General features: G+C 50.6%; 25 protein-coding genes and 1 pseudogene. 10 read left to right on the top strand and 16 right to left on the bottom strand.

Going from position 1 to position 20,478, the window contains the following annotated elements; translation table 11 throughout:
- Nucleotides 1–82: 82 nt before the first annotated feature.
- The 4 genes from HA51_RS02025 to HA51_RS02010 all read right to left on the bottom strand — a co-directional run bounded on the left by HA51_RS02025 (nt 83) and on the right by HA51_RS02010 (nt 2,226).
- Complete coding sequence (locus tag HA51_RS02025; RefSeq protein ID WP_245840123.1) at nt 83–796, bottom strand: ArsR/SmtB family transcription factor; 714 nt, start codon at nt 794–796, stop codon at nt 83–85.
- On the bottom strand, nt 772–1,167 hold the full coding sequence (locus HA51_RS02020) for an amino acid-binding protein (protein WP_084931620.1): 396 nt from the start codon (nt 1,165–1,167) through the stop codon (nt 772–774). The genes HA51_RS02025 and HA51_RS02020 overlap by 25 nt, the downstream gene beginning before the upstream one ends.
- Nucleotides 1,160–1,477, bottom strand: a complete 318-nt coding sequence (locus HA51_RS02015; RefSeq protein WP_084931619.1) for an antibiotic biosynthesis monooxygenase family protein — start codon at nt 1,475–1,477, stop codon at nt 1,160–1,162. Before HA51_RS02015 ends, HA51_RS02020 begins: the two co-directional genes overlap by 8 nt.
- A gap of 107 nt (nt 1,478–1,584) precedes the next feature.
- Nucleotides 1,585–2,226 (bottom strand): HD domain-containing protein, encoded by a 642-nt coding sequence (locus HA51_RS02010; RefSeq protein WP_084931618.1) that lies wholly within the window; start codon nt 2,224–2,226, stop codon nt 1,585–1,587.
- A gap of 114 nt (nt 2,227–2,340) precedes the next feature.
- Here HA51_RS02010 and HA51_RS02005 point away from each other — a divergent pair, with 114 nt between their 5' ends.
- Nucleotides 2,341–3,297, top strand: coding sequence for a GlxA family transcriptional regulator (locus HA51_RS02005; RefSeq protein WP_084931617.1), 957 nt, complete (start codon nt 2,341–2,343; stop codon nt 3,295–3,297).
- A 61-nt stretch (nt 3,298–3,358) separates the two neighbouring features.
- Here HA51_RS02005 and HA51_RS02000 read toward each other — a convergent pair whose 3' ends face one another.
- Both HA51_RS02000 and HA51_RS01995 read right to left on the bottom strand, forming a co-directional pair.
- Nucleotides 3,359–4,819: a UbiD family decarboxylase gene (locus HA51_RS02000; RefSeq protein ID WP_084931616.1), complete on the bottom strand. Its 1,461-nt coding sequence runs from the start codon at nt 4,817–4,819 to the stop codon at nt 3,359–3,361.
- A 10-nt stretch (nt 4,820–4,829) separates the two neighbouring features.
- Nucleotides 4,830–5,402, bottom strand: a complete 573-nt coding sequence (locus HA51_RS01995; protein ID WP_084931615.1) for a non-oxidative hydroxyarylic acid decarboxylases subunit B — start codon at nt 5,400–5,402, stop codon at nt 4,830–4,832.
- Between the two features lie 139 nt (nt 5,403–5,541).
- Here HA51_RS01995 and HA51_RS01990 point away from each other — a divergent pair, with 139 nt between their 5' ends.
- Both HA51_RS01990 and HA51_RS01985 read left to right on the top strand, forming a co-directional pair.
- Nucleotides 5,542–5,976, top strand: coding sequence for a MarR family winged helix-turn-helix transcriptional regulator (locus HA51_RS01990; RefSeq protein ID WP_245840122.1), 435 nt, complete (start codon nt 5,542–5,544; stop codon nt 5,974–5,976).
- Nucleotides 5,954–6,982: a GlxA family transcriptional regulator gene (locus HA51_RS01985; protein WP_084931614.1), complete on the top strand. Its 1,029-nt coding sequence runs from the start codon at nt 5,954–5,956 to the stop codon at nt 6,980–6,982. The genes HA51_RS01990 and HA51_RS01985 overlap by 23 nt, the downstream gene beginning before the upstream one ends.
- 23 nt (nt 6,983–7,005) lie before the next feature.
- On the opposite strand, the pseudogene HA51_RS01980 reads toward HA51_RS01985, so the two are convergent.
- Nucleotides 7,006–8,381 (bottom strand): annotated as a pseudogene (locus HA51_RS01980) (MFS transporter).
- A gap of 310 nt (nt 8,382–8,691) precedes the next feature.
- Nucleotides 8,692–9,606 (bottom strand): aromatic amino acid DMT transporter YddG, encoded by a 915-nt coding sequence (gene yddG / locus HA51_RS01975; RefSeq protein ID WP_084931613.1) that lies wholly within the window; start codon nt 9,604–9,606, stop codon nt 8,692–8,694.
- 387 nt (nt 9,607–9,993) lie between these two features.
- Between yddG and HA51_RS01970 the strand changes: the two genes are divergently transcribed.
- The 3 genes from HA51_RS01970 (at nt 9,994) to HA51_RS01960 (ending at nt 13,320) form a co-directional block, all read left to right on the top strand.
- Nucleotides 9,994–10,893, top strand: a complete 900-nt coding sequence (locus HA51_RS01970) for a dihydrodipicolinate synthase family protein (protein WP_084931612.1) — start codon at nt 9,994–9,996, stop codon at nt 10,891–10,893.
- 9 nt (nt 10,894–10,902) lie between these two features.
- On the top strand, nt 10,903–12,399 hold the full coding sequence (locus tag HA51_RS01965) for an aldehyde dehydrogenase (RefSeq protein WP_084931611.1): 1,497 nt from the start codon (nt 10,903–10,905) through the stop codon (nt 12,397–12,399).
- Nucleotides 12,400–12,624: 225 nt separating this feature from the next.
- On the top strand, nt 12,625–13,320 hold the full coding sequence (locus HA51_RS01960) for a GntR family transcriptional regulator (protein ID WP_084931610.1): 696 nt from the start codon (nt 12,625–12,627) through the stop codon (nt 13,318–13,320).
- 45 nt (nt 13,321–13,365) lie between these two features.
- Here HA51_RS01960 and HA51_RS27640 read toward each other — a convergent pair whose 3' ends face one another.
- Entirely contained in the window at nt 13,366–13,821 is a 456-nt protein-coding gene (locus HA51_RS27640) for an MFS transporter (protein ID WP_211282887.1), read from the bottom strand.
- Entirely contained in the window at nt 13,818–14,750 is a 933-nt protein-coding gene (locus tag HA51_RS27635; RefSeq protein WP_211282886.1) for an MFS transporter, read from the bottom strand. The genes HA51_RS27640 and HA51_RS27635 overlap by 4 nt, the downstream gene beginning before the upstream one ends.
- 94 nt (nt 14,751–14,844) lie before the next feature.
- Between HA51_RS27635 and HA51_RS01950 the strand changes: the two genes are divergently transcribed.
- On the top strand, nt 14,845–15,783 hold the full coding sequence (locus HA51_RS01950; protein ID WP_245840121.1) for a LysR substrate-binding domain-containing protein: 939 nt from the start codon (nt 14,845–14,847) through the stop codon (nt 15,781–15,783).
- A gap of 62 nt (nt 15,784–15,845) precedes the next feature.
- Here the strand turns inward: HA51_RS01950 and HA51_RS01945 are convergent, their stop codons facing one another.
- A complete protein-coding gene (locus HA51_RS01945; protein WP_084931609.1) occupies nt 15,846–16,091 on the bottom strand; it encodes a DUF2543 family protein in 246 nt (81 codons plus the stop codon).
- Nucleotides 16,092–16,106: 15 nt separating this feature from the next.
- Nucleotides 16,107–16,589: a cold-shock protein gene (locus HA51_RS01940; RefSeq protein ID WP_084931608.1), complete on the bottom strand. Its 483-nt coding sequence runs from the start codon at nt 16,587–16,589 to the stop codon at nt 16,107–16,109.
- A gap of 188 nt (nt 16,590–16,777) precedes the next feature.
- On the opposite strand from HA51_RS01940, the gene HA51_RS01935 reads away from it, so the two are divergent.
- Complete coding sequence (locus HA51_RS01935) at nt 16,778–17,476, top strand: RluA family pseudouridine synthase (protein WP_084931607.1); 699 nt, start codon at nt 16,778–16,780, stop codon at nt 17,474–17,476.
- A gap of 15 nt (nt 17,477–17,491) precedes the next feature.
- Here HA51_RS01935 and HA51_RS01930 read toward each other — a convergent pair whose 3' ends face one another.
- The 3 genes from HA51_RS01930 to HA51_RS01920 form a co-directional block, all read right to left on the bottom strand.
- The gene (locus HA51_RS01930; RefSeq protein ID WP_084931606.1) at nt 17,492–18,031 is read right to left on the bottom strand and encodes a DUF2058 domain-containing protein; all 540 of its coding nucleotides are present in this window, start codon (nt 18,029–18,031) and stop codon (nt 17,492–17,494) included.
- A gap of 83 nt (nt 18,032–18,114) precedes the next feature.
- Nucleotides 18,115–18,465 (bottom strand): DUF1304 domain-containing protein, encoded by a 351-nt coding sequence (locus HA51_RS01925; RefSeq protein WP_084931605.1) that lies wholly within the window; start codon nt 18,463–18,465, stop codon nt 18,115–18,117.
- 81 nt (nt 18,466–18,546) lie between these two features.
- Nucleotides 18,547–18,816, bottom strand: coding sequence for a hypothetical protein (locus tag HA51_RS01920; RefSeq protein WP_084931604.1), 270 nt, complete (start codon nt 18,814–18,816; stop codon nt 18,547–18,549).
- A 247-nt stretch (nt 18,817–19,063) separates the two neighbouring features.
- Between HA51_RS01920 and yajD the strand changes: the two genes are divergently transcribed.
- Nucleotides 19,064–19,411, top strand: coding sequence for an HNH nuclease YajD (gene yajD, locus HA51_RS01915; RefSeq protein ID WP_084931603.1), 348 nt, complete (start codon nt 19,064–19,066; stop codon nt 19,409–19,411).
- A 67-nt stretch (nt 19,412–19,478) separates the two neighbouring features.
- Here yajD and HA51_RS01910 read toward each other — a convergent pair whose 3' ends face one another.
- The gene (locus HA51_RS01910; RefSeq protein WP_084931602.1) at nt 19,479–19,691 is read right to left on the bottom strand and encodes a DUF6434 domain-containing protein; all 213 of its coding nucleotides are present in this window, start codon (nt 19,689–19,691) and stop codon (nt 19,479–19,481) included.
- A 172-nt stretch (nt 19,692–19,863) separates the two neighbouring features.
- On the opposite strand from HA51_RS01910, the gene HA51_RS01905 reads away from it, so the two are divergent.
- On the top strand, nt 19,864–20,445 hold the full coding sequence (locus tag HA51_RS01905; RefSeq protein ID WP_084931601.1) for a nuclear transport factor 2 family protein: 582 nt from the start codon (nt 19,864–19,866) through the stop codon (nt 20,443–20,445).
- The last annotated feature ends 33 nt before the right edge of the window (nt 20,446–20,478 follow it).

Here is a 20,478-nt window from a genome sequence, read left to right as displayed (position 1 = left end):
TTCCAGTACAGAAAATGTTCGATGATTAAATTTTGCTGATTTGATAAAGGTTATATTTGTGACGAGAGTGTTATTTTGATGTTTACAACTGCACGCAAAACAGGCGTTGAAGTGCCTTTGTCCCGGCTGGTGTGACATTTATCTCTCGGTAACCTGCTGTGCGGCTCAGCCATTGTTTATCAATTAGCAGGCTAAGAAGCGCGGCTCCCGCTGCGCCACCGAGATGCATGCGGCGTTCACTCCAGTCGAGGCAGGCACAACAAGGTTTACGTTTACTACGAAGATCTCGTTGCATACCGATGCTTTCTAACTGCTGCTGACCTAAGGCGGTCAGTGCACTACCATCGGCTACAACCCACTCTTTTTCTTGCATAAAATTGTATATCTCTACCGCCAGTTCACCCGCCAGATGATCATAACAGGTGCGGGCATGGCGCAGATGGCTGGGTGTAGCGGAAACCAACGCTCGCTGTGGCTGCATCGATACCCCCATAAGGGTTTCCAGCAGGTGCGCAATATCGCTGCCCGCCAAACGGAAATAGCGATGGCGTCCCTGGGATAAACACGTCACAAGACGGGCATCCAGTAGTTTGCCCAGATGTCCGCTGGTGGTGGAGGCGGCGATATCGGCGACGCCGCTTAATTCTGTGGCTGTCCAGGCACGGCCATCCATCAGCGCGCACAAAATGCTGACACGCGAAGGGTCGGCCAAAGCGGCAGCCACAGCAGACATCGCCTGCTGCAAGCCTTGTTCCGCCGTCTCATCGGTGATTATGGGGCTGCTACGGGTTGCCATGCGGTGGTCACCTCTGCTGCACGCTCAGGATTATCGGTAATCAGGATCAACTGGTTGCTGTGGTCACTGTATTGAAGGTGAATGTTAACGCCATTGCGTGCTAGCACGTCAGCAATTTCGCCAAGCTGTCCTGGTCGATCCTGTTTAAGCTTGCGGATCAGCGGCTGTTGTACTGAAACCACCTGAAAACCGGCCGCTATTAGCACTTGTCTGGCTTGCTCCCCATGCACAACTAAAAAATGCGCGTGACTTTGTTCACCCACCGTGAACACGCCGCCTCCTTCAAGTCCTACACCATGCTTGCCGAGGGTCGAACCTAATGCGGCCAACTCGCCCGGAACATTATTGAGTATCACGTGAATATCAAACATGTTGGCTTGCCTCGTGGGCATATTCCCGCAGTACAGCGGCGATACGGATGTGGTAGAAAGAAAACAAACGGTTTCGGCCTTCCTGTTGAGCCTGTTGGTGCGACATATTCTTCTTCCATGCCAGCACCGCCTCTTCATTTTCCCAGTAAGAGAGGGACAGAATCTTGCCAGGATCGTTGAGGCTTGAAAATCGCTCAACTGAAATAAATCCAGGCAAACTGGTCAGTTGAGATTTCAGTTGCGCGGCGAGTTCAAGATAGCGGGCTTGGTGCTCAGGTTGGGTAAGTGCTTCAAACAGGACGGCAATCATGGTTCTGCTCCATCAGTCAGTGATGGCAGCAGTGTAGCGAGTGGAGATGAGGATGCTTCGGCGAACAACGAAGTATGGCGCAGCGCGAGTTCGCTGCGCCACACCACTTATCCCACCCAGCGTGACTGACGGATGACGCTACAAAAGTTCATTGGTGAGAAGTCAGGCTGCTTGTCGGCAATGACATCGGCTTTGACATTGCCGAAGGTGGTCTCAGGTTTGTTTTTAATGCCATCGTAGAATGCCTGAATAATCTCTTCCTTGAATTGGGCAGGACGTGGATGCTGTTCTACCACGGCTTCACGCTCCGCATCGCTGAAGTGATCATAGTTGATGCCCAAGACATCCATTTCCACGCCAGCGGTGACTAACGCAATTTCCGGGGCCATAAATTGCGGAATGCCCGGAGTGGTATGCAGCGCAATCGCGGTCCAGACTTTATCGATATCGGCCTGCTCTACACCATATTGTTGCAAGAAATCGCGCGCCGCATTGGCGCCGTCCACTTCAAAGCGTTTGTCGCAGCTGCAGTGTTCGTGCGTCAGACCAACATCATGGAACATACAGCCGACATAAAGCAGCTCAGCATCCACCTTAAGATCTAAGCGGCGTCCTGCGAGTGCGGCCCAGTAATAGACGCGGCTGGAGTGGTGAAACAGCAAATCGGATTCGGTATCACGGACAAAAGTCGTCGCGTCACGGGTCATTGCAGTATCGGGAATAGTGATGCCGTTAATGGAAAATTTCATGGGAGGTTCTCCGCTCGGTTAAGTTGCAACCAGCTTAATACCGAGGCAGAATGTCTTAAATAGACTTTTAACGACCTTTTAAGACATTAAGACTTTTACAGACGGGAATAGCGTATGAATCACCATCTTGCGATTTTAGCGGTGCCGGGGGCGCAATTGCTCGATGTCTGTGGCCCGTTGGATGTGTTTGCTGAAGCTAATCGACTGCTCAATCGCACCGTTTACCAGCTGCAAGTCATGTCACTGGAAGGGGCCAGCATTCGTTGTTCGTCAGGTGTGCGTTTGATGGCGGATGTCACACTACAAGATATCCAGCAAACTGACACGTTTCTGATCGCGGGGGCACCCGAGGCGCGGGATATGCAATTAACTGCACGGCAAACCGCACGTCTGATTGAGCTATGCCATGAAAGTCAGCGCTTTGGCTCGATTTGCACCGGTGCGCTGCTGCTGGCACAAACCGGGTTGCTGAGTGGTAAAAAAGTGACGACCCACTGGGCCTGCGCTGATGCACTGGTGGAACAGGTACCGGATGCGCAGGTGGAGGCCGATGCGCTTTACATCGCAGATGGGCGATTGCGTACCGCCGCTGGCGTCACGTCGGGGCTCGATCTGGCGCTGCGATTGGTGGAAGAAGATTTGGGACGCGAATTGGCACAGGATATCGCCGCCAATTTGGTGATGTTCTTTCAACGGCCAGTGAATCAGGGGCATTTTGTTCGCAAACAGCAACTTTCCCTGGGTGGTCGCAGTGCGTTTCAAGAGATGCAGCGATGGGCTTTGGCGAATTTGGCACAGGTCAATTCGCTCGACGATCTCGCCGCACATATGCAAATCAGCACAAGGCACTTGGCGAGGCTTTTCCGTCAGCATATGGACTTACAGGCGGGCAATTGGCTGGAGAATGCGCGAATTGATCAAGCGCGAAAGTTGCTGGAAGCAGGTTCCATGCCGCTGAAAGCCATTCCGGCCGCTTGTGGTTATCGCAGCAACGATGTTTTAAGACGGGCTTTTGTGAAGGTGACGGGCATGACGCCTTCGATGTATCGCAAGATGTTCTTTAAAACCTGAGGTCGCCACCAAGGGCGACCTCATAATACTGTTTTAGGGTGCGCATTCATGCGCACCAGGCTTATTCCGGCCAGTTATCCAGAATGCGCTGACGCACTTCTTCCGGGTAACCTTGCGCGAACGAAGCATGCAAATGGCGTTTAGTCTGTAAGGTGTCAAACACGACTTTGGCGCCTTTCCCGGCAACGTATTCTGCCTCGTCATAACACTGTGGCAGACGAATGACACGTTGATCCTCAAACACCGCACGACGGCCTACCGGGTGTACGCGAGTTGACAATGCCCAGACGACTTCGCGCAGGTTAGTGGGGTCAAAGTCATCATCCACGACATACACTTTAGGGATAAACACCATGGCATCGGTTTTAAACAACACTTCACCGATTCGCTGGGTCAGTTCTTCGCTGCTGACACCCGGCAACAGCTCGCGCCAGTTCTCCGGCATCACGACCAGCAGCCAGTGGACGGTGGAGTCTTCTGGGATCCAGGCGGTTTTCACCGGCAATTCCGCTTCACGCAAATAGGTCAGCGCATCGGCGGCCAAGCCCATCGCCCATAGGGTGTGAGATTCATCGGTCGGACGGCCAGTGATCGACATCGGCCAGATGGGATCGTTGCGATGGGTAATAGTCTCGACGTGGAACGTAGGTTGCGCCGATGAGCCTTCACCAAGATAGCCGCCATATTCGCCATAAGGGCCTTCCTGGCAGTCACGCTCAATGGAAACGTGGCCTTCAATCACGATCTCGGCTGTGGCAGGCACATCAAGATCGAGGCTAATGGCTTTCACTACCGGAACCGGTTCACCCGCAAGCGTGCCGATGTAATCGGCTTCATCCGCATTGGCTGGAATGGGTATACCGGAGACGCAGGAAATTGCCGGAGCAGGACCTTGCACCAGCGCGTAAGGCATGGGTTCACCGCGCGCCACCCACTGCGTCCAAATCTGCCCGATATGCTGGCTCGGCACGATCAAGCCGACCATGCGTTTACCATCGACCTTCATCACGCGTGCAATCGACCAGTTAACCCACTTGCCGTCTGGCGTCTTAACAATCAGCGTGCCCCAGGTATTGGCATAGCGGCCACCATCTTTGTCATGGGCGAAAGGAATGGGGAAGCGGTCGAGGTTGGCTTCATCGCCACGCAATATGTTCTGCTGACATTCAGCTTGAGCGGACTCAACGCGTACAGGGGGAATACCGGGTTTAAAGCGGGCTGCAGACAGGGCTTCGATGATTTCCGGGCCGGTGGACTCTGGTGCTAAACCCAGTGACATGGCCACACGCGCATACGGCATGTCGCTGCGTGATGAGAGTGCCGCTGGCGCACCGAACAAACGAAAACCGGCTGCCACGCCCGCGACCTTGTGAAACAGTGGGGCGGGTGACTGGATTTCATAGCTGTGCCTGGTCATGGCGCTAGGCTCGAAATCGCCATCGACTTCGCGATGCACATGCATGATGTCGCCCATTTCGTCGAGGGCAGTGATAAAGCTGCGTAAATCGCCGTAATATTTCATCAGGCTCTCCTTAAGCCGTGGTGGAACGTGGACCGGCCCAGCGCTGGGTGAGGCTGTTCTCCAGGCCGAACTGGTCGAGAATGCGGGAAACGGTATGATTGATGATGTCGTCAACGCTTTGCGGGTTGTTGTAGAAGGCGGGCATCGGCGGCAGTATCAGTGCACCAGCACGAGTAAGCGCCAGCATGTTCTCCAGATGAATCGCGTTCAGCGGCGCTTCACGCGGCACTAACACCAGCTTGCGTTGTTCTTTCAGGGTGACGTCAGCAGCGCGCGTGATCAGTCCATCACCGTAGCCGCTACGAATGCCAGCAAGGGTTTTCATGCTGCACGGCACCACCATCATGCCGTCGACACGGAATGAACCGCTGGAGATGGCTGCCGCTTGATCGTGTTCGCTATAAGTCTTGGTCGCGAGAGACGTGACCTCCTGTACACTGTACGGCGTTTCCATCTGGATGGTGGCGCGCGCCCATTTAGAAATAACTAAATGAGTTTCGACTTCAAGTTCGCGTAATGCCGTGAGAATGCGTACGCCAATTGCCGCACCCGTTGCGCCGGTCATCCCTACAACAAGCTTCATAAGTGATCCATATTGCAGTATAGTTTAAGTTCAAACTGTTTGTGTTCGAACTATAAGTTTGACGATTTAAGGAGTCAAGTGCATCTATGTCACAAAATCCCGACTTAATTCTCGCTGCCCCCTTGTGGCCGCACGGCGATTGTTCGTTAATGCACCTTGTACGCCGTGCTGGGCAACACTCGACATTCTGCTGGTCGCAGTGTGTGGATACTGGCTTTCAGCGGTGCAATACGCCATCTTGGTTGTGCTGGCCGAGGAGACAGTCTGCGATCAGCAAACGTTGGGTAACCGCGCTGGATTTGATAAAGCGACGGGTACCTACGTGATTGACCGCATGAGTAAAAGCGGGCTACTGAAGGTGGAAACAGATGCAACAAACCGCCGCCGTAAATTGGTCACGATGACCGCTGCAGGGGAAACCATGTTGAACCTGATGGTCGAGCAGGCAAAAAGTGCCGAGAAGATGATTACCGCCCATCTCGATATGCAAGATATTGCCGATCTAAAACGCTTGTTGAGCAAACTGGGCGGATTGCAGGAACCTGAAGACGATGCCGCAAACAACCCTCGCTGATCAGCACAGTGAACCGAAGCCGGATCTCACCATCGGCTTTCTGTTGATGAAAAGCTTCACGCTGGCTTCGGTGGCCGGTTTGGTGGAGTCGTTGCGTTTTGCGGCTGACGAATCTTTCACCAGTCGACAGATTTTTTGCCGCTGGGAATGGATGACCTGTGACAACCAGCCAGTCACCGCCAGCTGCGGCTTGCCGGTGTCACCCACCGCCGATCTCGACTTCACTAAAAAATGGGATTACTTCGTGGTGGCGGGTGGTTTGCTGGAAGAGACGCGCCAGCCGCCACAGTGGCTGCTTGAGGCGCTGAAGGCGTTGCATGCGCGCAATGTACCGATTATCACCCTGTGTAGCGGCGCTTTTGTTGCAGGAAACGCGGGTTTATTGGATGGGCGGCACTGCGCGATTCACTTCACCACGCGCGATGAATTCCGTTTACGTTTTCCGAAAGCCATCCCGGTGATCGATAAAACCTACATTAAAGATGGTGGCATTATCTCCTGCCCAGGCGGGACCGCGATTGATCTCGCGGCAGATCTTATCCGCCAGCATTGTGGGCTGGTACGCTCACAGAAAGTCCTCAAATATCTGCTGGTGGAAGAGCCTGCTGCACCGGTAAGGAAGTCGCAGCAGAAGAGCAATCTTAACGAACCCGATGTGTATGAAAATGAGCTGGTGAATAAGGTGATCGAGTTTATGAAACATCACCTCGATTCCCCGGTGCCACTGGCCGATGTGGCCGATTTCGCAGGCGTCACTTTCCGCCAGCTCAACTTGATTTTTACCAAGTGTACCGGCTATTCAGCGGCGGTGTACTGGCGGCGCATGCGGCTTGAACAGGCGCGTAAACTGATGGCGGATTCCAGCAACAGCATTAACGCAATAGCCACCGCCACCGGTTTTGCTGATGCCTCACATTTGATTGCCTGGTTCCGTAAGCAGTATGGCGAAACACCCAGCTCGTTCCGTAAACGCCGGCGAGTAGTGGAAAGGTTAGTAAAAGAGTAGGAGCCTTATACGGGCTCCTTTTTTTAACGTGAGTGCTTGGAAAATGTGCCCGATATTGCCTGCTGCGAGACGTCACTATCCAGCGATGCCGCATCATTCAGGTCACGTGCGGCCGTTTCTGGCGCGAGGAACCAGGACACAATCAAACCAATGAAGGTGATGCCTGCTGCGATGTACATCGTAGAACCAATACCGATGCTTTGCAGCGAGATCGGTACCAAATAGGTTCCCACTGCTGCACCAATACGTGACATGGATGTACCGACGCCCACCGCTCCAGCGCGGATCTCGGTCGGGAAGATCTCGTTCGGGTAGACCAGCTGCAACACTTGTGCACCACCAATAAACAGCGCGTAGGCACCAAACATCAGCAGGATGATCATCGAAGGCCCATCGCGTAATGCTCCCAGCAATAACAGCGCCAGGCCAGACCACAGGAAGCTATGCAGCAGTAACTTACGGCGTCCCAAGGTATTGACCAGTCGCGTGGCGATAATGCAGCCGACCACAAACAGGAGGGTGATCGCAATAGAACCGTAAGAGGCCCAATCTCCGCTGAGATGCAGCGCTTCCAGCACTTTAGGCGCGAAGGCATAAACTGCAAATACCGGGGTCACAGAACACATCCAGAATATCGTCACGAAGGCCATACGTTTGCCATAACCAGAGTGGAGCAAACTGGCAAAGGATAAATTCTTACTCTCTGCCTGTTCAGGCAAATTTTTCAAAGAAAAACCACTGCCAAAGACGCGACGAATAATGGCTTCCGCTTCCTTGTGGCGGCCCTTACTGATCAACCAGCGAGGTGACTCGGGTGTGCCTAAGCGCACCAGGAAAAGCAACGCGCCGATCACTGCAGTACTGGCTAGGGTGTAACGCCAGGCATCTGCGCCGCCAAAATTAAGGATTGCATCGCCCACCAGGTAGGCGGTGGCAGCCCCGGCAAACCACAAAATAGTCAGCGTAGCGAGGCAAGGTCCACGTGATTTTTTGGCATGAATTCAACTAAAAAAGCCGTTGCGACGGGATATTCAATCCCCACTGCCACGCCATTAAGGAAGCGTAACGCAAACAGCATCTCACCGCTTTGTACCCAAAATTGCGCGATCGAACAGACGATAAACAGTGTAGGGCCAACGAAGTAAATCATTCGACGGCCAAGGCGATCGGTCAGCGCGCCACCTAAAAAACCGCCAAAGAAGATGCCAATCAGTGCTGAGGCAGCAATTAACCCCTCCCAGAAGGGACTGAGGCCTAGTGCAGGCGACACTTTCGTCATGGCTATACCAATGATGCTAAGCACATAGCCATCGACGAAAGAGCCGCCACCGGAACGCACGGTTAACAAACGATGAAAGCGATTTAAAGGAACATCTTCAACAGAAATGTTATTCGACATTTTGTACTCCTGTCTTTCCTACGCGCTGAACAGCAGCGTCGCCAAAGCGACGGAAATAAGCACGATAAGCGATGGGTGCCTTATTTCATCAGGGCGCCGAAATAAATATAAACCTGTAGCGATCGTTAAAACGTTATCCAGAACAGATATTAAGATCGTGATGTGTTAAGAGTGATTAACGTGTTTCAAGTTAGATGCGTCATAGGCAGATTCCTCCGGTGCAGGATAGTCGGATAAATAAAAACCTTGCTGTCATAAATCGTTATGTTGTGGCTTTTTTATAGCGGGAGGGGATTAACCTCCCGTTTCATTATTCAGAGACTTTACTACTCATACTTTTGCTTTCAACTGTGCGCGTTGACCACCAGCACACCAACGATCCCAGACTCACCATGGCAGTACCTTGCCAGAATGACATCGTTAAATGCGAACTCAGGATGAACGCCGCTAAGATCGAGGAAATAATCGGAATAAAGTAGGATGCTGCCGCCAATACCGTGACGTTGCCGTGCAGAATACCCACGTTCCAGGCCGCGTATCCGAAGCCCATTGCCATCGCTGCCAATGCCAGAGAGATCCACACCGGGAAAGACAAAACAAAGGGCGGCTGAGGTGAAAACAGGAACTTAACCCATAACGTCAGAGCCGTTAAAATAAAGAATAAGGTTATTCCGTTGCTGCCGTTGGCAATTTTTTTCGTCACAACACAATATATTGCCCAAATAATCGCGCCAGTGAATGCCAAACCGTAACTGAGGGGATTATCCATGACGTTGCGCGTCATTTCAGTTAATGAAAACCCTTGGTCGCCCCCCAACACACGACAAATCCCTGCCACGGCTAAAATCACGCCAGGAATAATCAGTGGGCTGACTTTTTGTCGATTAACTATCACGGCAAGCACAATCGTCATACTCGGCCAGAGATAATTGACCATGCCAACTTCTATCGCCTGTCGACCGTTATGGGTGAAACCCAGTGAGAGCGACAGACAGAGTTCATAGCAGACAAACAGCACGCTGCCGATAATCAGATAGTTGCGGGGAAATTTGCGCAGGTTGGGGAAGCCCACCGTGAACAGCAGCAGAATGGCGCTGCAGCTGTAGATTAATGCTGCGCCCGCGATCGGGCCAAAGCCTTCGCTGACGCTTTTAATTAACCCAACAATCGCGCTCCACAGCAGGATGGCAATCAAACCTATGAGCGTCGCTTTCTTTTGGGGCATAACCCGCTACCTCTTTTTTACTGAATATTCACCCGAACTGAGGGTGAAAGCTTACCTGTTAAATTCAGGTTAAAACCAGCATAAAACTATGCTCCCTGACGCACAGTGTAAATACGTCATAGAGGATGATAGTTGCGTAATGTGATCGCCATCTGAATTCATGTAGAAAAATATTACGCAAATTAAAATAAATTAACTCTTTGAAATATAAGAATTAAAAAAATAAAGCATGTAAGAATATCCCATTCATTAGTATTTCCTTTGTATTTTTAAAGTATACAAAAATTTCACATCGGTTGACCTCGCTGCACACCCTATGCAAATTGTTAACAAACGCAACCTAACGGCGTTGCATTTGGTCCTGAATTCACCCTGGAGAGTCTCGCGATGACATTTGAAGGTATCTACACCCCAGCCATTACCCCTTACGCTGCAGATGGCAGCATCGATTACGCTGCGTTTGCTACCGTGTTGGAATCACTGATTGAAGCACGTGTACACGGCATCATCATTGGTGGCTCTACCGGTGAGTATTATGCACAAAGCGCGGAAGAGCGTCTGTCACTGGTTGAACATGCACGTAAGGTGATAGGTAATCGTCTGCCTTTAATCGTGGGTACTGGCGCTATCCGCACCGAAGATGCAGTCGCTTTCGCAACCCATGCTCGTGACCACAAAGCGGATGCTATCCTGGTGACTTCACCGCCGTATGCACTGCCAACCGAACTGGAAAATGCGCATCACGCGTTGACTGTAGATAAAGCCGCGCAACTGCCGATCATGCTTTACAACTATCCTGGCCGTATGGGTATCACTATGGGTGAAACCTACTTCCGTGAAGTAAGCCGCTCGAAAAACGTGGTAGCGATTAAAGAGAGCTCTGGTGATTTCAACAACCTGCACCTGCTGGCCTGCAAATTCCCACATATCGCGCTGTCCTGTGGTTGGGATGATCAGGCGTTGGAGTTCTTTGCCTGGGGCGCACGTAGCTGGGTTTGCGCAGGTTCTAACTTTATTCCACGCGAACACGTGGCGCTCTACAACGCCTGCGTAGTAGAGAAAGACTTTGATAAAGGTCGCAAAATCATGGCTGCAATGATGCCACTGATGAACTTCCTCGATGGTGGCAAATTCGTGCAATCCATCAAGTACGGTTCGGAATTAGCGGGTCTGAAAGCCGGTCCCGTTCGTGCGCCGTTGCAAGCCCTGGATGAAGAAGAAAAAGCTCAGTTGCAGGCAGTGATTGACGGTGTGAAACGCGATGTGGCTGCGGTTGCCGTGCTGTAAGGAGTGCGTATGAAACAAGTACAGACATTAAGCGACGTAGTGAGTGTGGCGCGGGAACTTCGGTTCCCAAATCAAGCGTTCATTAACGGACGTTTTACCCCAGCGGCATCCGGTAATACGTTGGAGACCACTAACCCGGCGACCGGCGAAGTGCTGGCGCATATTGCTGCTTGCAATGGTCATGACGTTAACACCGCTGTACAGGGCGCCCGAAGTGCGTTTGAGTCCGGAAGCTGGAGTCAACTGCATCCTGGCGAGCGTAAAGCCGTGCTGCTGAAACTGGCTGATCTGTTAGAAAACGAAGTCACCCAACTGGCGGTGATGGAGAGTCTCGACAGTGGCAAACCTGTGAGCGAATGTCTGGCGGTAGATGTGCCAGAAACCATTCACGTGATCCGCTGGCATGCTGAAGCTATCGACAAACTGTACGATCAAACCGCGCCTGCCGGGAGCGGGGCGATGGCGATGATCGTACGTGAACCGATTGGTGTCGTGGGCTGTGTGCTGCCTTGGAACTTCCCACTGCTGATGCTGGCGTGGAAAATCGGTCCAGCTCTGGCTGCCGGCTGCTCAGTGATTGTGAAGCCCGCAGAGCAGACGTCACTGACTGCGCTGCGCGTGGCAGAGTTGGCGCATGAGGCTGGTATTCCAGCGGGTGTACTGAATATCGTCACGGGCACCGGTAAAGACGTCGGAGAGCCGATTGGCTTGCATGCTGATATCGATATGGTGAGCTTCACCGGTTCAACCGCGACGGGGCGTCGTTTCCTGCATTACTCTGCTGAATCCAATCTGAAAAAGATTGTGCTGGAGTGTGGCGGTAAAAACCCGGCGGTGGTATTCGATGACGCCGATGATTTGGCCAGTGTTGCGGCGAATGTGCTGAGTGGTGCGTTCTGGAACATGGGCGAAAACTGCTCAGCCACTTCACGTCTGCTGGTGCATGAAAACGTCAAAGATAAACTGTTGGCGTTGATCGCTGAGCAGATCGGCGACTGGCGTATGGGCAATCCACTCGACCCTGAGAACCGTCTTGGTACGATGATCACCGCCGAGCATTTCTGCAAAGTCAGCGACTACCTGAAAACGGCGCGCAAAGAAGGTTTACGGATTATTCAGGGTGGGTTCACCGATCGTGGCATCTATGTACAGCCCACGATTGTGGATGGTGTTACGCCGAAAAGCGCCTTGTTCCGTGAAGAGATTTTTGGTCCGGTGTTGTGTGTGACCACCTTCAAAACCGAGGCGGAAGCCATTGCACTGGCCAATGATACCGATTACGGACTTGCAGCGTCGGTCTATACCGGCAAGCTTAGCCGTGCAATTCGTGTGTCACGCGCAATACGTGCAGGAACCGTGACGGTTAACTGCTTCGGTGAAGGCGATGCGACCACACCTTTTGGTGGCTACAAGCAGTCTGGTTTTGGTGGCCGTGACAAGTCGGTGTATGCACTCGATCAATACACTGAATTGAAAACTATCTGGATAGACGTGCCTGCCGAGTAACCTGATTTACGCCCGTCAAGGATGGCGGGCGTTCCTCCAAATAGAATAATTCCCTCAAGTAAGTCTGCTCTTATACATCCTCTAACTCATTGTTATTCATCTTATCTACGAACTGTGATCCACCGCAGAATGCGAAAAATATCCCACAATTATTTTTGCTGTATACACACTTTTTCTGTAGGTTAAGCAGGAATTACGTGCTGGATTTCATCACAGGAGGTCACATTGAGATCGGGAAAAGCAGCGTTATATGAAGATTTGAAACGCCTTATTTTGACCATGGAACTGGATCCTGACGAACTGTTGGATGAAGCCAGCCTGACCGGGCAGTACGGTCTTTCACGCACGCCCGTGCGCGAAGTGTTCCAGCGTTTAGCCGGTGAGGGTTTTCTGGAGATAGTTGAGAAGCGCGGTGTTCGTGTTATTCCCATGAGCCATTCCACATTGCGCAATTTCTTCCTGGTTGCTCCGATGATCTATGCTGCGACAGGGCGGTTGGCTGTACAGAACTGCAAACCCTCACAGCTTAAATCGCTGAAAGAGACGCAAAAGCGTTTTCGTAAAGCCGTACAGACGCGAGATGCCGAAGCGCTGGCGTTAGAGAACAATCGCTTCCATGAAATCATGGGTGAAATGGCGAGTAATCCCTATTTGCAGCCCAGTCTGGGACGTTTGTTGATTGATCATTGCCGCATCGGCCACACCTTCTTCCGCCCGCAGAATGAGGATATGGAGCGCCGCCTGCAATTGGCTGCAGAGCACCATGACGCCTTCATCACCGCGATTGAAGCACGCGATGAGCAGAAGGTGGTTGACTTGGTATTTGAGCACTGGGAGCTGTCACGCGAAAACATGGAAATCTTTATCGCGCCGCAGGGTTTGAAAGCGGATGACCTGGTGCAGTCTCCGCAAGGGAAATAACAAATGTAACGGTCGTCAATCGTGACGACCGTTATGTGAATTAAATCAATTGGGTCGTTCATTTGTATCGGGCTGTTTAAACCACTGATAGCTTGGCATAATCCCAAAAACGGTAAAACCTAAAGCGATAGCGTATAAAGGTATAGTCACCGTGAGTGCCATGTGCATGCTGTGAAGAGATAAATCTTTATTTCCTAAGAAACTGCCAAGAATAGCGACGCCCATAACACTCCCGCTTTGGCGAGCGGCATTAATTATTCCCGATGTAATGCCTCCTTGGCCTGGCGGCGCGGATGACATGCCTGCGGCAACCGTAGCAGGTGCTGTTGCTGACATACCAAATCCTACCAGTAACATAGGGATAAGCACCGCGAGATACGTGCTTGTTGCCGATGTGAAAACCAACCCAATAGTCCCCAACAATGTCGTGGTGAGTCCCACTGCCATAGGCATACCCGGCCCTGTTTTTGCTGTGACTTTGCCACAATAGAACGCAGTCATGGCCATAACGATGGCTTGTGGCAAGAGGGCAAGACCGGATGCATGGTGGAAAAATGTTTTAATTGTTGAAAGTACAGGCTCATTATAAAAAGTTGACCATAGAAACCTAGGTTAATTATCAAACCTACCATCGTCGCAGCAGTAAATTTTCTCATCCGAAACAACCCTTTAGGCAGCATCGGATAGGCTGATAATTGCTCAATAAGTAAAAAACTCAAGGCAGCAAGAATAAAGATAATGGCGGCTACAATAACACGCGCCGAAAACCACCCAGTAGAACCTGCGGAAATGAACGTAAACGCCAGAGCACCCAATGCGCTAGCGGTCAGTAATTGAGAAAGTGGTTTGATTTTATGCGGTAGCACATTGATTTCAGGGATGTGCTTTAATGTCATGAATATGGCTAAGATGCCAAAAGGAATATTGAGTAAGAATGCAGAAGGCCAGCCAAATTTCGCAATGAGTATGCCTCCCGCGACCGGACCGATGGCGGTTGCTACGCCACCCAATCCGCCCCATACACCAAAGGCTTTCGCTCGTTCCGCAGGGTCACTAAACACCCCCTGCAAAAGTGATAGAGAGTTAGCGACGGAGAGCGCAGCGCCAATGCCTTGAAGCGTCCTGGAAAAAATTAAAAACGATAATGAGTGTGCAATACCACACAGCAACGATGCACAGGTAAACAGAATTAAGCCGCTGCAGAAGACTTTCTTTGGTCCGATAAGGTCTCCCAAAGATCCTGCACTCAAAAGAATTGACGCGAATGCGATGGTGTAAGATGCCACTATCCACTGCAATCCAATTAAGTTTGCATTCAGGCTAAGTTTCAACTCGCTTAGTGCAACATTCACCAGTGTTGTGTCCAGACAAACCATAAAAAAACCCATCGAAATTATCGTTAATATCGTTGTGCGATTAACCTTTTCCATTATCCCTACTTTTTATTACTCAACATTGTCCCAATGACCTTAACCACAACTGTGAAGGCTGAAAAACGACTTTTTGACACCTCAGCTTGATCAAATGTTATTCTTAACTTCCGTTCATCAACTCAATGGCCCAACTTTGAGAAGAGTTCTTCCTGGTATTTCTGCTCTGATTGCGTTTGAAGCAAGCGCACGCCATAACAGTTTTTCCCGCGCAGCATCTGAACTTCACCTATCAGAAGGGGCGGTCAGTCGACAGATTTCGCGCCTGGAAATGCAGCTTGGGACCACACTGTTTATCCGTCGCGGAAATCGTGTTGAGCTATCCCGACAAGGACTGAACTATGCTTCGCAGGTAAGGGATATCCTTGGAAGGTTGGAGCAGGAAAGTTTGCGTTTGATTGCACAGCCAGAGGATGGGGGAACACTGGAGTTAGCCGTCATGCCGACTTTCGCGAGTCGCTGGCTGATTCCCAGACTGGGACGATTTCAGAGACAACATCCAAATATCATCCTGAACCTCTCTGAGAGGACACAACCTTTTCCGATGGCGGGCAGTGGTTTTGATGTCGTTGTGCATTTTGATCATCCTGCGTGGGCTGGCCACGAGACGCAATGGCTGTTCGAAGAGAGGCTGGTCCCCGTTTGTCGGCCAAGACTCATTGCAGAACATGCTAGTGGCGTTTCACCCTTAGTCTTGCTTCATAAACGTAATACCCCGAACGCATGGCGGGATTTCGTTAGTTCTAGCGAGTTGGATATTTTGAATGCGGTAGCGGGCCCAAGATTTGATCTTTTCTCAATGCTGATCGAAGCCGCCGTTGCTGGTATGGGCGTTGCGTTGGTGCCAAGCGCTTACATTGAATCTGAATTAGCATCGGGATTGCTCTATGTACCTTGGACCCATTCTGCAAGAGGAAATAGAGTTAACGTTGTGACCTTGGCCACTGAGATTGCTGATCCAGCAAGAGAGGTTTTCGTCCAATGGTTGTTGAACGAAGCGCAGTTATTTTCTGGTACTGAGCACCGCGGATAAAAGCGTGATGTGTTTACGCAACCATAGGTCGGTCACCCTTTGCAGGTGACCGGATGAGGATATTACTCGTTGCCCCACTGGTTCAGGAAGTTAGCGATTTCATCGATACGCTTTTCCTGAATTCCTGATTCCTTGGCCATCTCTTGCTGTGACTCTTCGCTGATCTCTTCGTTATTCGTCAGGCGAGTCAGTAATAGCTGGAAATAATGTGCTAACGAATCCAGTTCCTCTTCGCTAACATCGTGTTCTGATTCGGAGGCGTATTCTTCGGCGATGTCATAAAATTTCAAGGGTATTTCATAGTTCATGCTTTGATCCTCAATTTAGACTTTGAGCATTTTAACTGCGGCATTGATGTCGATTTCATCTTCCGTGAAAATCAAGGTCGTGCCCTGGAAGGTGGTGACTGCCAGTTTTTTCACTGAGCGCATTTCATCAGGCTTCACATCTGATTTCGGCTTGATATTGTTCATCAAGATGCCGACAGACAGCACGGTGTTTTCTTTATCAATACGGGTATCAACAGGTTCTTCTTCACTGTAAACCACGTAAGACTTGATTGAGGTGAGCTTTAAGCGCTCGCCAGCAATAAAGATGTATTTGCTATCGGGTACGATTTTCACCGCAAAGGCGGACAGACCCTTGTTATTGGTGGTGGGTTCAAATGTTACCGCCGCATCTTTCTTGATCAGATCAGGGTTGGCGACCTTAATCACATGAAAATAACGGTTGTCTCCGTTCTCATCTTTGATAAATCCAAAACCCTTGTCTTCAAACCAGGTTGTGATTGTTCCGTTCATCGCCATTACCGCCTACTTAATCGTTTATTTGCTCAGTTTTTTGCAGCGCGCAGTGTAAAGCACAATGGCTGCGCAGACCACGTCTTTACCTCAAGTCTGGACGAGAAATTTCTCCAGTGCGAGTCGAGGGGCAAATTCGTCACGGGGGTAAAAATTGGTTATCATCCGCCTCCTTTTTCCAATCGGTACGTTTGATGTCCCCGATCGTCGATAACTTTGTTGCTCCGCCGTGCGCAGATCAGATTGAAATGCTCTATCAGGATGAGGATCTGTTGCTGATCAACAAACCTTCTGGGCTGCTCAGCCTGTCGGGAAAAAATCCGCAAAATCTCGATTCGGTACATTATCGTCTGGTCAAAGATTTCCCTGGCTGCACGTTGGTACATCGCCTGGATTTTGGCACATCAGGTTTGATGGTGATTGCGCGCAACAAAGCCATCAACGCCGCCTTGTGTCGGCAGTTCAGCGAGCGCAGCGTGACTAAAATTTATAGTGCGTTACTTTGTGGGCATCTGTTGAACGACGAAGGGGTGATCGATGCTGCCATTGCGAAAGACCCCGCGCTGTTTCCATTGATGTCGATTTGCGCCATCAATGGCAAACCCGCTCGCTCGCGCTATCAGGTGGTGGAACGGTTTATGCGCGAGCAGGAAGATGGGCGGATGCTGCCAGTCACGCGGGTGCAATTATTCCCAGAAACCGGTCGCACCCATCAATTACGCATTCACTGCCAGCAGCTTGGACATCCGATTTTAGGCTGCGACTTGTACAGTGGCCTGACATTACCGGGTACTGAAAGGACGCCGCGTCTAATGTTACATGCCAGCGAGTTGCATTTTGTGCATCCCGCCAGCCAAGAAGCTACTGTTGCGCGCAATGCCAGTCCGTTCTAAGGCCGGCTGGGTGCATTACCACATCAAATCATCTGGCACTTTGAAATCAGCGTACGGATCGTCTTCATCCTCAACGTCCTGACTGACCGCACTGTTTAAGACAATACTGTCGGCGTCGCGCTGCGCAATTTTGTCGGCAACAATTGCAGGAATAATCGCGTACTCACTTTTGCCACTGCTATCAGTCGTTAAACGCGCAATGGCCAGGCGGCCATTAATCAACTGGGTTTGGGTGGGTTTATCAACCGCAATCTTTTTGATTAAATTGTCATCGGTGAAGTTAAAATCGATATTGCCTTTGGCAATCGTGATGCGGTTCATTTCAATCAGTTGTTTCACCTGAGCCTTGTACTCTTTAGATAAAACCGCCTGCTTTTGTTGTTCGCTCAGCAATTTATCACGCTCAATTTGCGCTTTCTTGTTCTCTTCAACCGCTTCTCTGGCTTCACGAGCCTGCACGCGTGACTTCTTGGCGGTTCTCTGGACCTTGTCCATTTTTTTGCTGGAGACCAATCCGGCTTTGAGCATCTGCTCCTGTAAGGTGAGCTTTGTCATTTTCGTTCCTAAACCCGATGAATAATGCGCGGGATTATACCTGTAATAGCGGGTCTGATCACGATGAGGTGATAAATGATGGCCTACCGAAGCATTACGGCAATCAAAGCCACTAGCGCCGGCAGCGCCTGTACGTAGAGGATTTTACGACTGGCGGTGACGGCACCGAAAATCCCCGCAATCAATACGCAACTTAAGAAGAAGAGGGTAACAGGAACGCCGCTTTCACCCAGCCATAAACCCCACAGCAAACCAGCTGCCAGAAAACCATTATATAAACCCTGATTAGCGGCTAAAACCCGCGTATCACGGGCAAAGTCGGCCGTTAATTTAAATGCCTTTCGGCCCGCTGGTTTCTCCCACAAAAACATTTCCAGCACCAGGATATAGATATGAATCACGGCAACCAGTGCGACGAGGATATTGGCTAACACGGCAGTCCTTAATCGAATCGTGAGGTTAAGAGTCGTCAGGATAAGGGTCGTAACGTATGTTTGGCGGCACCCTTATTAAGGCTATTTTTTTCGGAAAAACCAACCTGCTACAACGGTTAAAACACCAATCAGCGGAAAGGCGAACGCACCTGCACGAAAGTTATGCTGATCTATCCGTTTTTCTTTACAGATATCATTAAAGCGCGAAAGGGCACGCTGCTTGTTAGAGGCGCTAACCTCCTCAAACTGTTGTTTATATCCCAGGTTTGTTAACTGAGCAGCGCCATCTACATCTGACTTTTCCAGTGCCACAGTTTGGTTATCTTTGGTGAAAAAACAATAATCCGTCATTCGATGTCCCTATTCGAGAGGATGATTGGGTAATTTATCAGCAGTCTAAGCTGACAAACAAGTTGCCAGGTATTTTCATATTGATCTCTGCAAAAGTGAAAGCCGTCACAGACCACTTAATTGCGCTGTCTGAACAGGTGAAACAGCAGTTAGCATTACCCTAAAGCTTATGTCACTTCTGTTCGATTATGAGATATATTGGCAGCACTATCGTGAAAATATCAATCTGTAGCAGGTAACAACGGCAATGGCTCTGATTCCCAAAAACTACGCGCGGCTGGAAAGCGGCTACCGTGAAAAAGCACTGAAAATCTACCCTTGGGTGTGTGGGCGCTGCGCGCGCGAGTTCGTTTATTCAAATCTGCGTGAACTCACGGTTCACCATATGGATCATGACCATACCAACAACCCGGAAGATGGCAGTAACTGGGAGCTGTTATGCCTGTATTGTCATGACCACGAACACTCGAAGTACACGGAAGCCGATCAGTACGGCACCAGCGTGGTCGCGGGCGAAGACGCGCAAAAAGATGTGGGTGAGGCGACCTACAATCCGTTTGCTGACTTAAAGTCGATGCTGACTAAGAAGAAGTAATCGCTGATATCCGCTCTGGCGCCCTTGGTTAAAGCAGGATTGATTGCTGCCATGAGCGGATATTCGTTTAAATCGAACACTGTTTGCGCTTCCACTCCTCGACGACATCTCCCAAGGTTTTTGGCGTATCGTTACGAATCCATGCCATGAAATCACGATCAAAACGAAACCCTTCCCCGCATTCGCTCAGCATAAAACGACGGACGTTTTGGCTATTTTTGTAGTTTGCGTCCACGGGCGTTGAGCGTGTTAGTTCTGCGCTATGCCAGTCGAAAGCCATATTAAAACTCCTCATTGAGTGCCCATCACTTGCTACTGTCTGAATCTTTATAGCGCTGCACAAGCCGCCAAGCCACATTCATTCATACGATGCTACGCCATATTCGCCTCTACGCTATTCTTAAGTGACGTGTCGTACCCGCTTCGGACATCAACTAACAGGAAATTCCTTCATGCAAAATCAACTTCAGGATCGCCAGCAACTCAATGATCTGATGAATTGCTGGATGCATCGCGACTTAGGCGAGTGGGACGCGTTACGCGAACTGTTTCATCCCGATGGCACGATCGAAATCACGTGGTTTGAAGGGCTGGGGAGCGATTTTGTTGAGGGTTCAATGCGGATGGGGCAATCGGATTTGCGCACTAAGCACCTCATCGCTGCTCCCGTGGTAACTTTTAACGCCCGTGGTGATAAAGCCATCCTCGAAACTAATGCGATGATCATTGCCGAGAACATCAAACTCAACCTGGGCTGCGAATGTCATAACCGGTTTTATGACCTGGCAGAGAAAAGGGATGGCGTATGGAGATTGTTCCGCCGCCAGAGCATTTATGATGTAGGTACCTTTATCTTCCCATTAGGTCTGGTCGAGATAGATCAGAGCGTGGTGGTGAATTATCCGCGTGAATATGCCGCACTGGCCTATCTGTTGGAGCAAAGCGGATTTCCCCTCGGGCGGATATTTGCGACGCGTGGCAGTGAGCTCGAAGCCAAAATGAAAGCGGAAGCGGCACGATGGTTGTCTGCCTGATTAATGTTAATGACGGTAGCTGAATCTTCAGCT

It is taken from the genome of Pantoea rwandensis, from assembly GCF_002095475.1.
Classification (GTDB): Bacteria; Pseudomonadota; Gammaproteobacteria; order Enterobacterales; family Enterobacteriaceae; genus Pantoea; species Pantoea rwandensis.
Note: the sequence above shows the minus strand (reverse complement) of the source record. Positions and strands in the feature narration are given on the sequence as shown.

Coding starts and splice junctions, on each gene's coding strand:
- HA51_RS02015 (WP_084931619.1), bottom strand. CDS start 1,477: ATGATTGCCGTCCTGTTTGAAGCACTTACCCAACCTGAGCACCAAGCC.
- HA51_RS02020 (WP_084931620.1), bottom strand. CDS start 1,167: ATGTTTGATATTCACGTGATACTCAATAATGTTCCGGGCGAGTTGGCC.
- HA51_RS27640 (WP_211282887.1), bottom strand. CDS start 13,821: ATGACTGCGTTCTATTGTGGCAAAGTCACAGCAAAAACAGGGCCGGGT.
- HA51_RS01945 (WP_084931609.1), bottom strand. CDS start 16,091: ATGAACTATGAAATACCCTTGAAATTTTATGACATCGCCGAAGAATAC.
- HA51_RS01920 (WP_084931604.1), bottom strand. CDS start 18,816: ATGACGGATTATTGTTTTTTCACCAAAGATAACCAAACTGTGGCACTG.
- HA51_RS01905 (WP_084931601.1), top strand. CDS start 19,864: ATGCAAAATCAACTTCAGGATCGCCAGCAACTCAATGATCTGATGAAT.
- HA51_RS01970 (WP_084931612.1), top strand. CDS start 9,994: ATGACATTTGAAGGTATCTACACCCCAGCCATTACCCCTTACGCTGCA.
- HA51_RS02025 (WP_245840123.1), bottom strand. CDS start 796: ATGGCAACCCGTAGCAGCCCCATAATCACCGATGAGACGGCGGAACAA.
- HA51_RS02005 (WP_084931617.1), top strand. CDS start 2,341: ATGAATCACCATCTTGCGATTTTAGCGGTGCCGGGGGCGCAATTGCTC.
- HA51_RS01930 (WP_084931606.1), bottom strand. CDS start 18,031: ATGACAAAGCTCACCTTACAGGAGCAGATGCTCAAAGCCGGATTGGTC.
- HA51_RS01935 (WP_084931607.1), top strand. CDS start 16,778: ATGTCCCCGATCGTCGATAACTTTGTTGCTCCGCCGTGCGCAGATCAG.
- HA51_RS01985 (WP_084931614.1), top strand. CDS start 5,954: ATGCCGCAAACAACCCTCGCTGATCAGCACAGTGAACCGAAGCCGGAT.
- HA51_RS01910 (WP_084931602.1), bottom strand. CDS start 19,691: ATGGCTTTCGACTGGCATAGCGCAGAACTAACACGCTCAACGCCCGTG.
- HA51_RS02010 (WP_084931618.1), bottom strand. CDS start 2,226: ATGAAATTTTCCATTAACGGCATCACTATTCCCGATACTGCAATGACC.
- HA51_RS02000 (WP_084931616.1), bottom strand. CDS start 4,819: ATGAAATATTACGGCGATTTACGCAGCTTTATCACTGCCCTCGACGAA.
- HA51_RS01965 (WP_084931611.1), top strand. CDS start 10,903: ATGAAACAAGTACAGACATTAAGCGACGTAGTGAGTGTGGCGCGGGAA.
- yajD (WP_084931603.1), top strand. CDS start 19,064: ATGGCTCTGATTCCCAAAAACTACGCGCGGCTGGAAAGCGGCTACCGT.
- HA51_RS01995 (WP_084931615.1), bottom strand. CDS start 5,402: ATGAAGCTTGTTGTAGGGATGACCGGCGCAACGGGTGCGGCAATTGGC.
- yddG (WP_084931613.1), bottom strand. CDS start 9,606: ATGCCCCAAAAGAAAGCGACGCTCATAGGTTTGATTGCCATCCTGCTG.
- HA51_RS01950 (WP_245840121.1), top strand. CDS start 14,845: ATGTTATTCTTAACTTCCGTTCATCAACTCAATGGCCCAACTTTGAGA.
- HA51_RS01940 (WP_084931608.1), bottom strand. CDS start 16,589: ATGGCGATGAACGGAACAATCACAACCTGGTTTGAAGACAAGGGTTTT.
- HA51_RS27635 (WP_211282886.1), bottom strand. CDS start 14,750: ATGGAAAAGGTTAATCGCACAACGATATTAACGATAATTTCGATGGGT.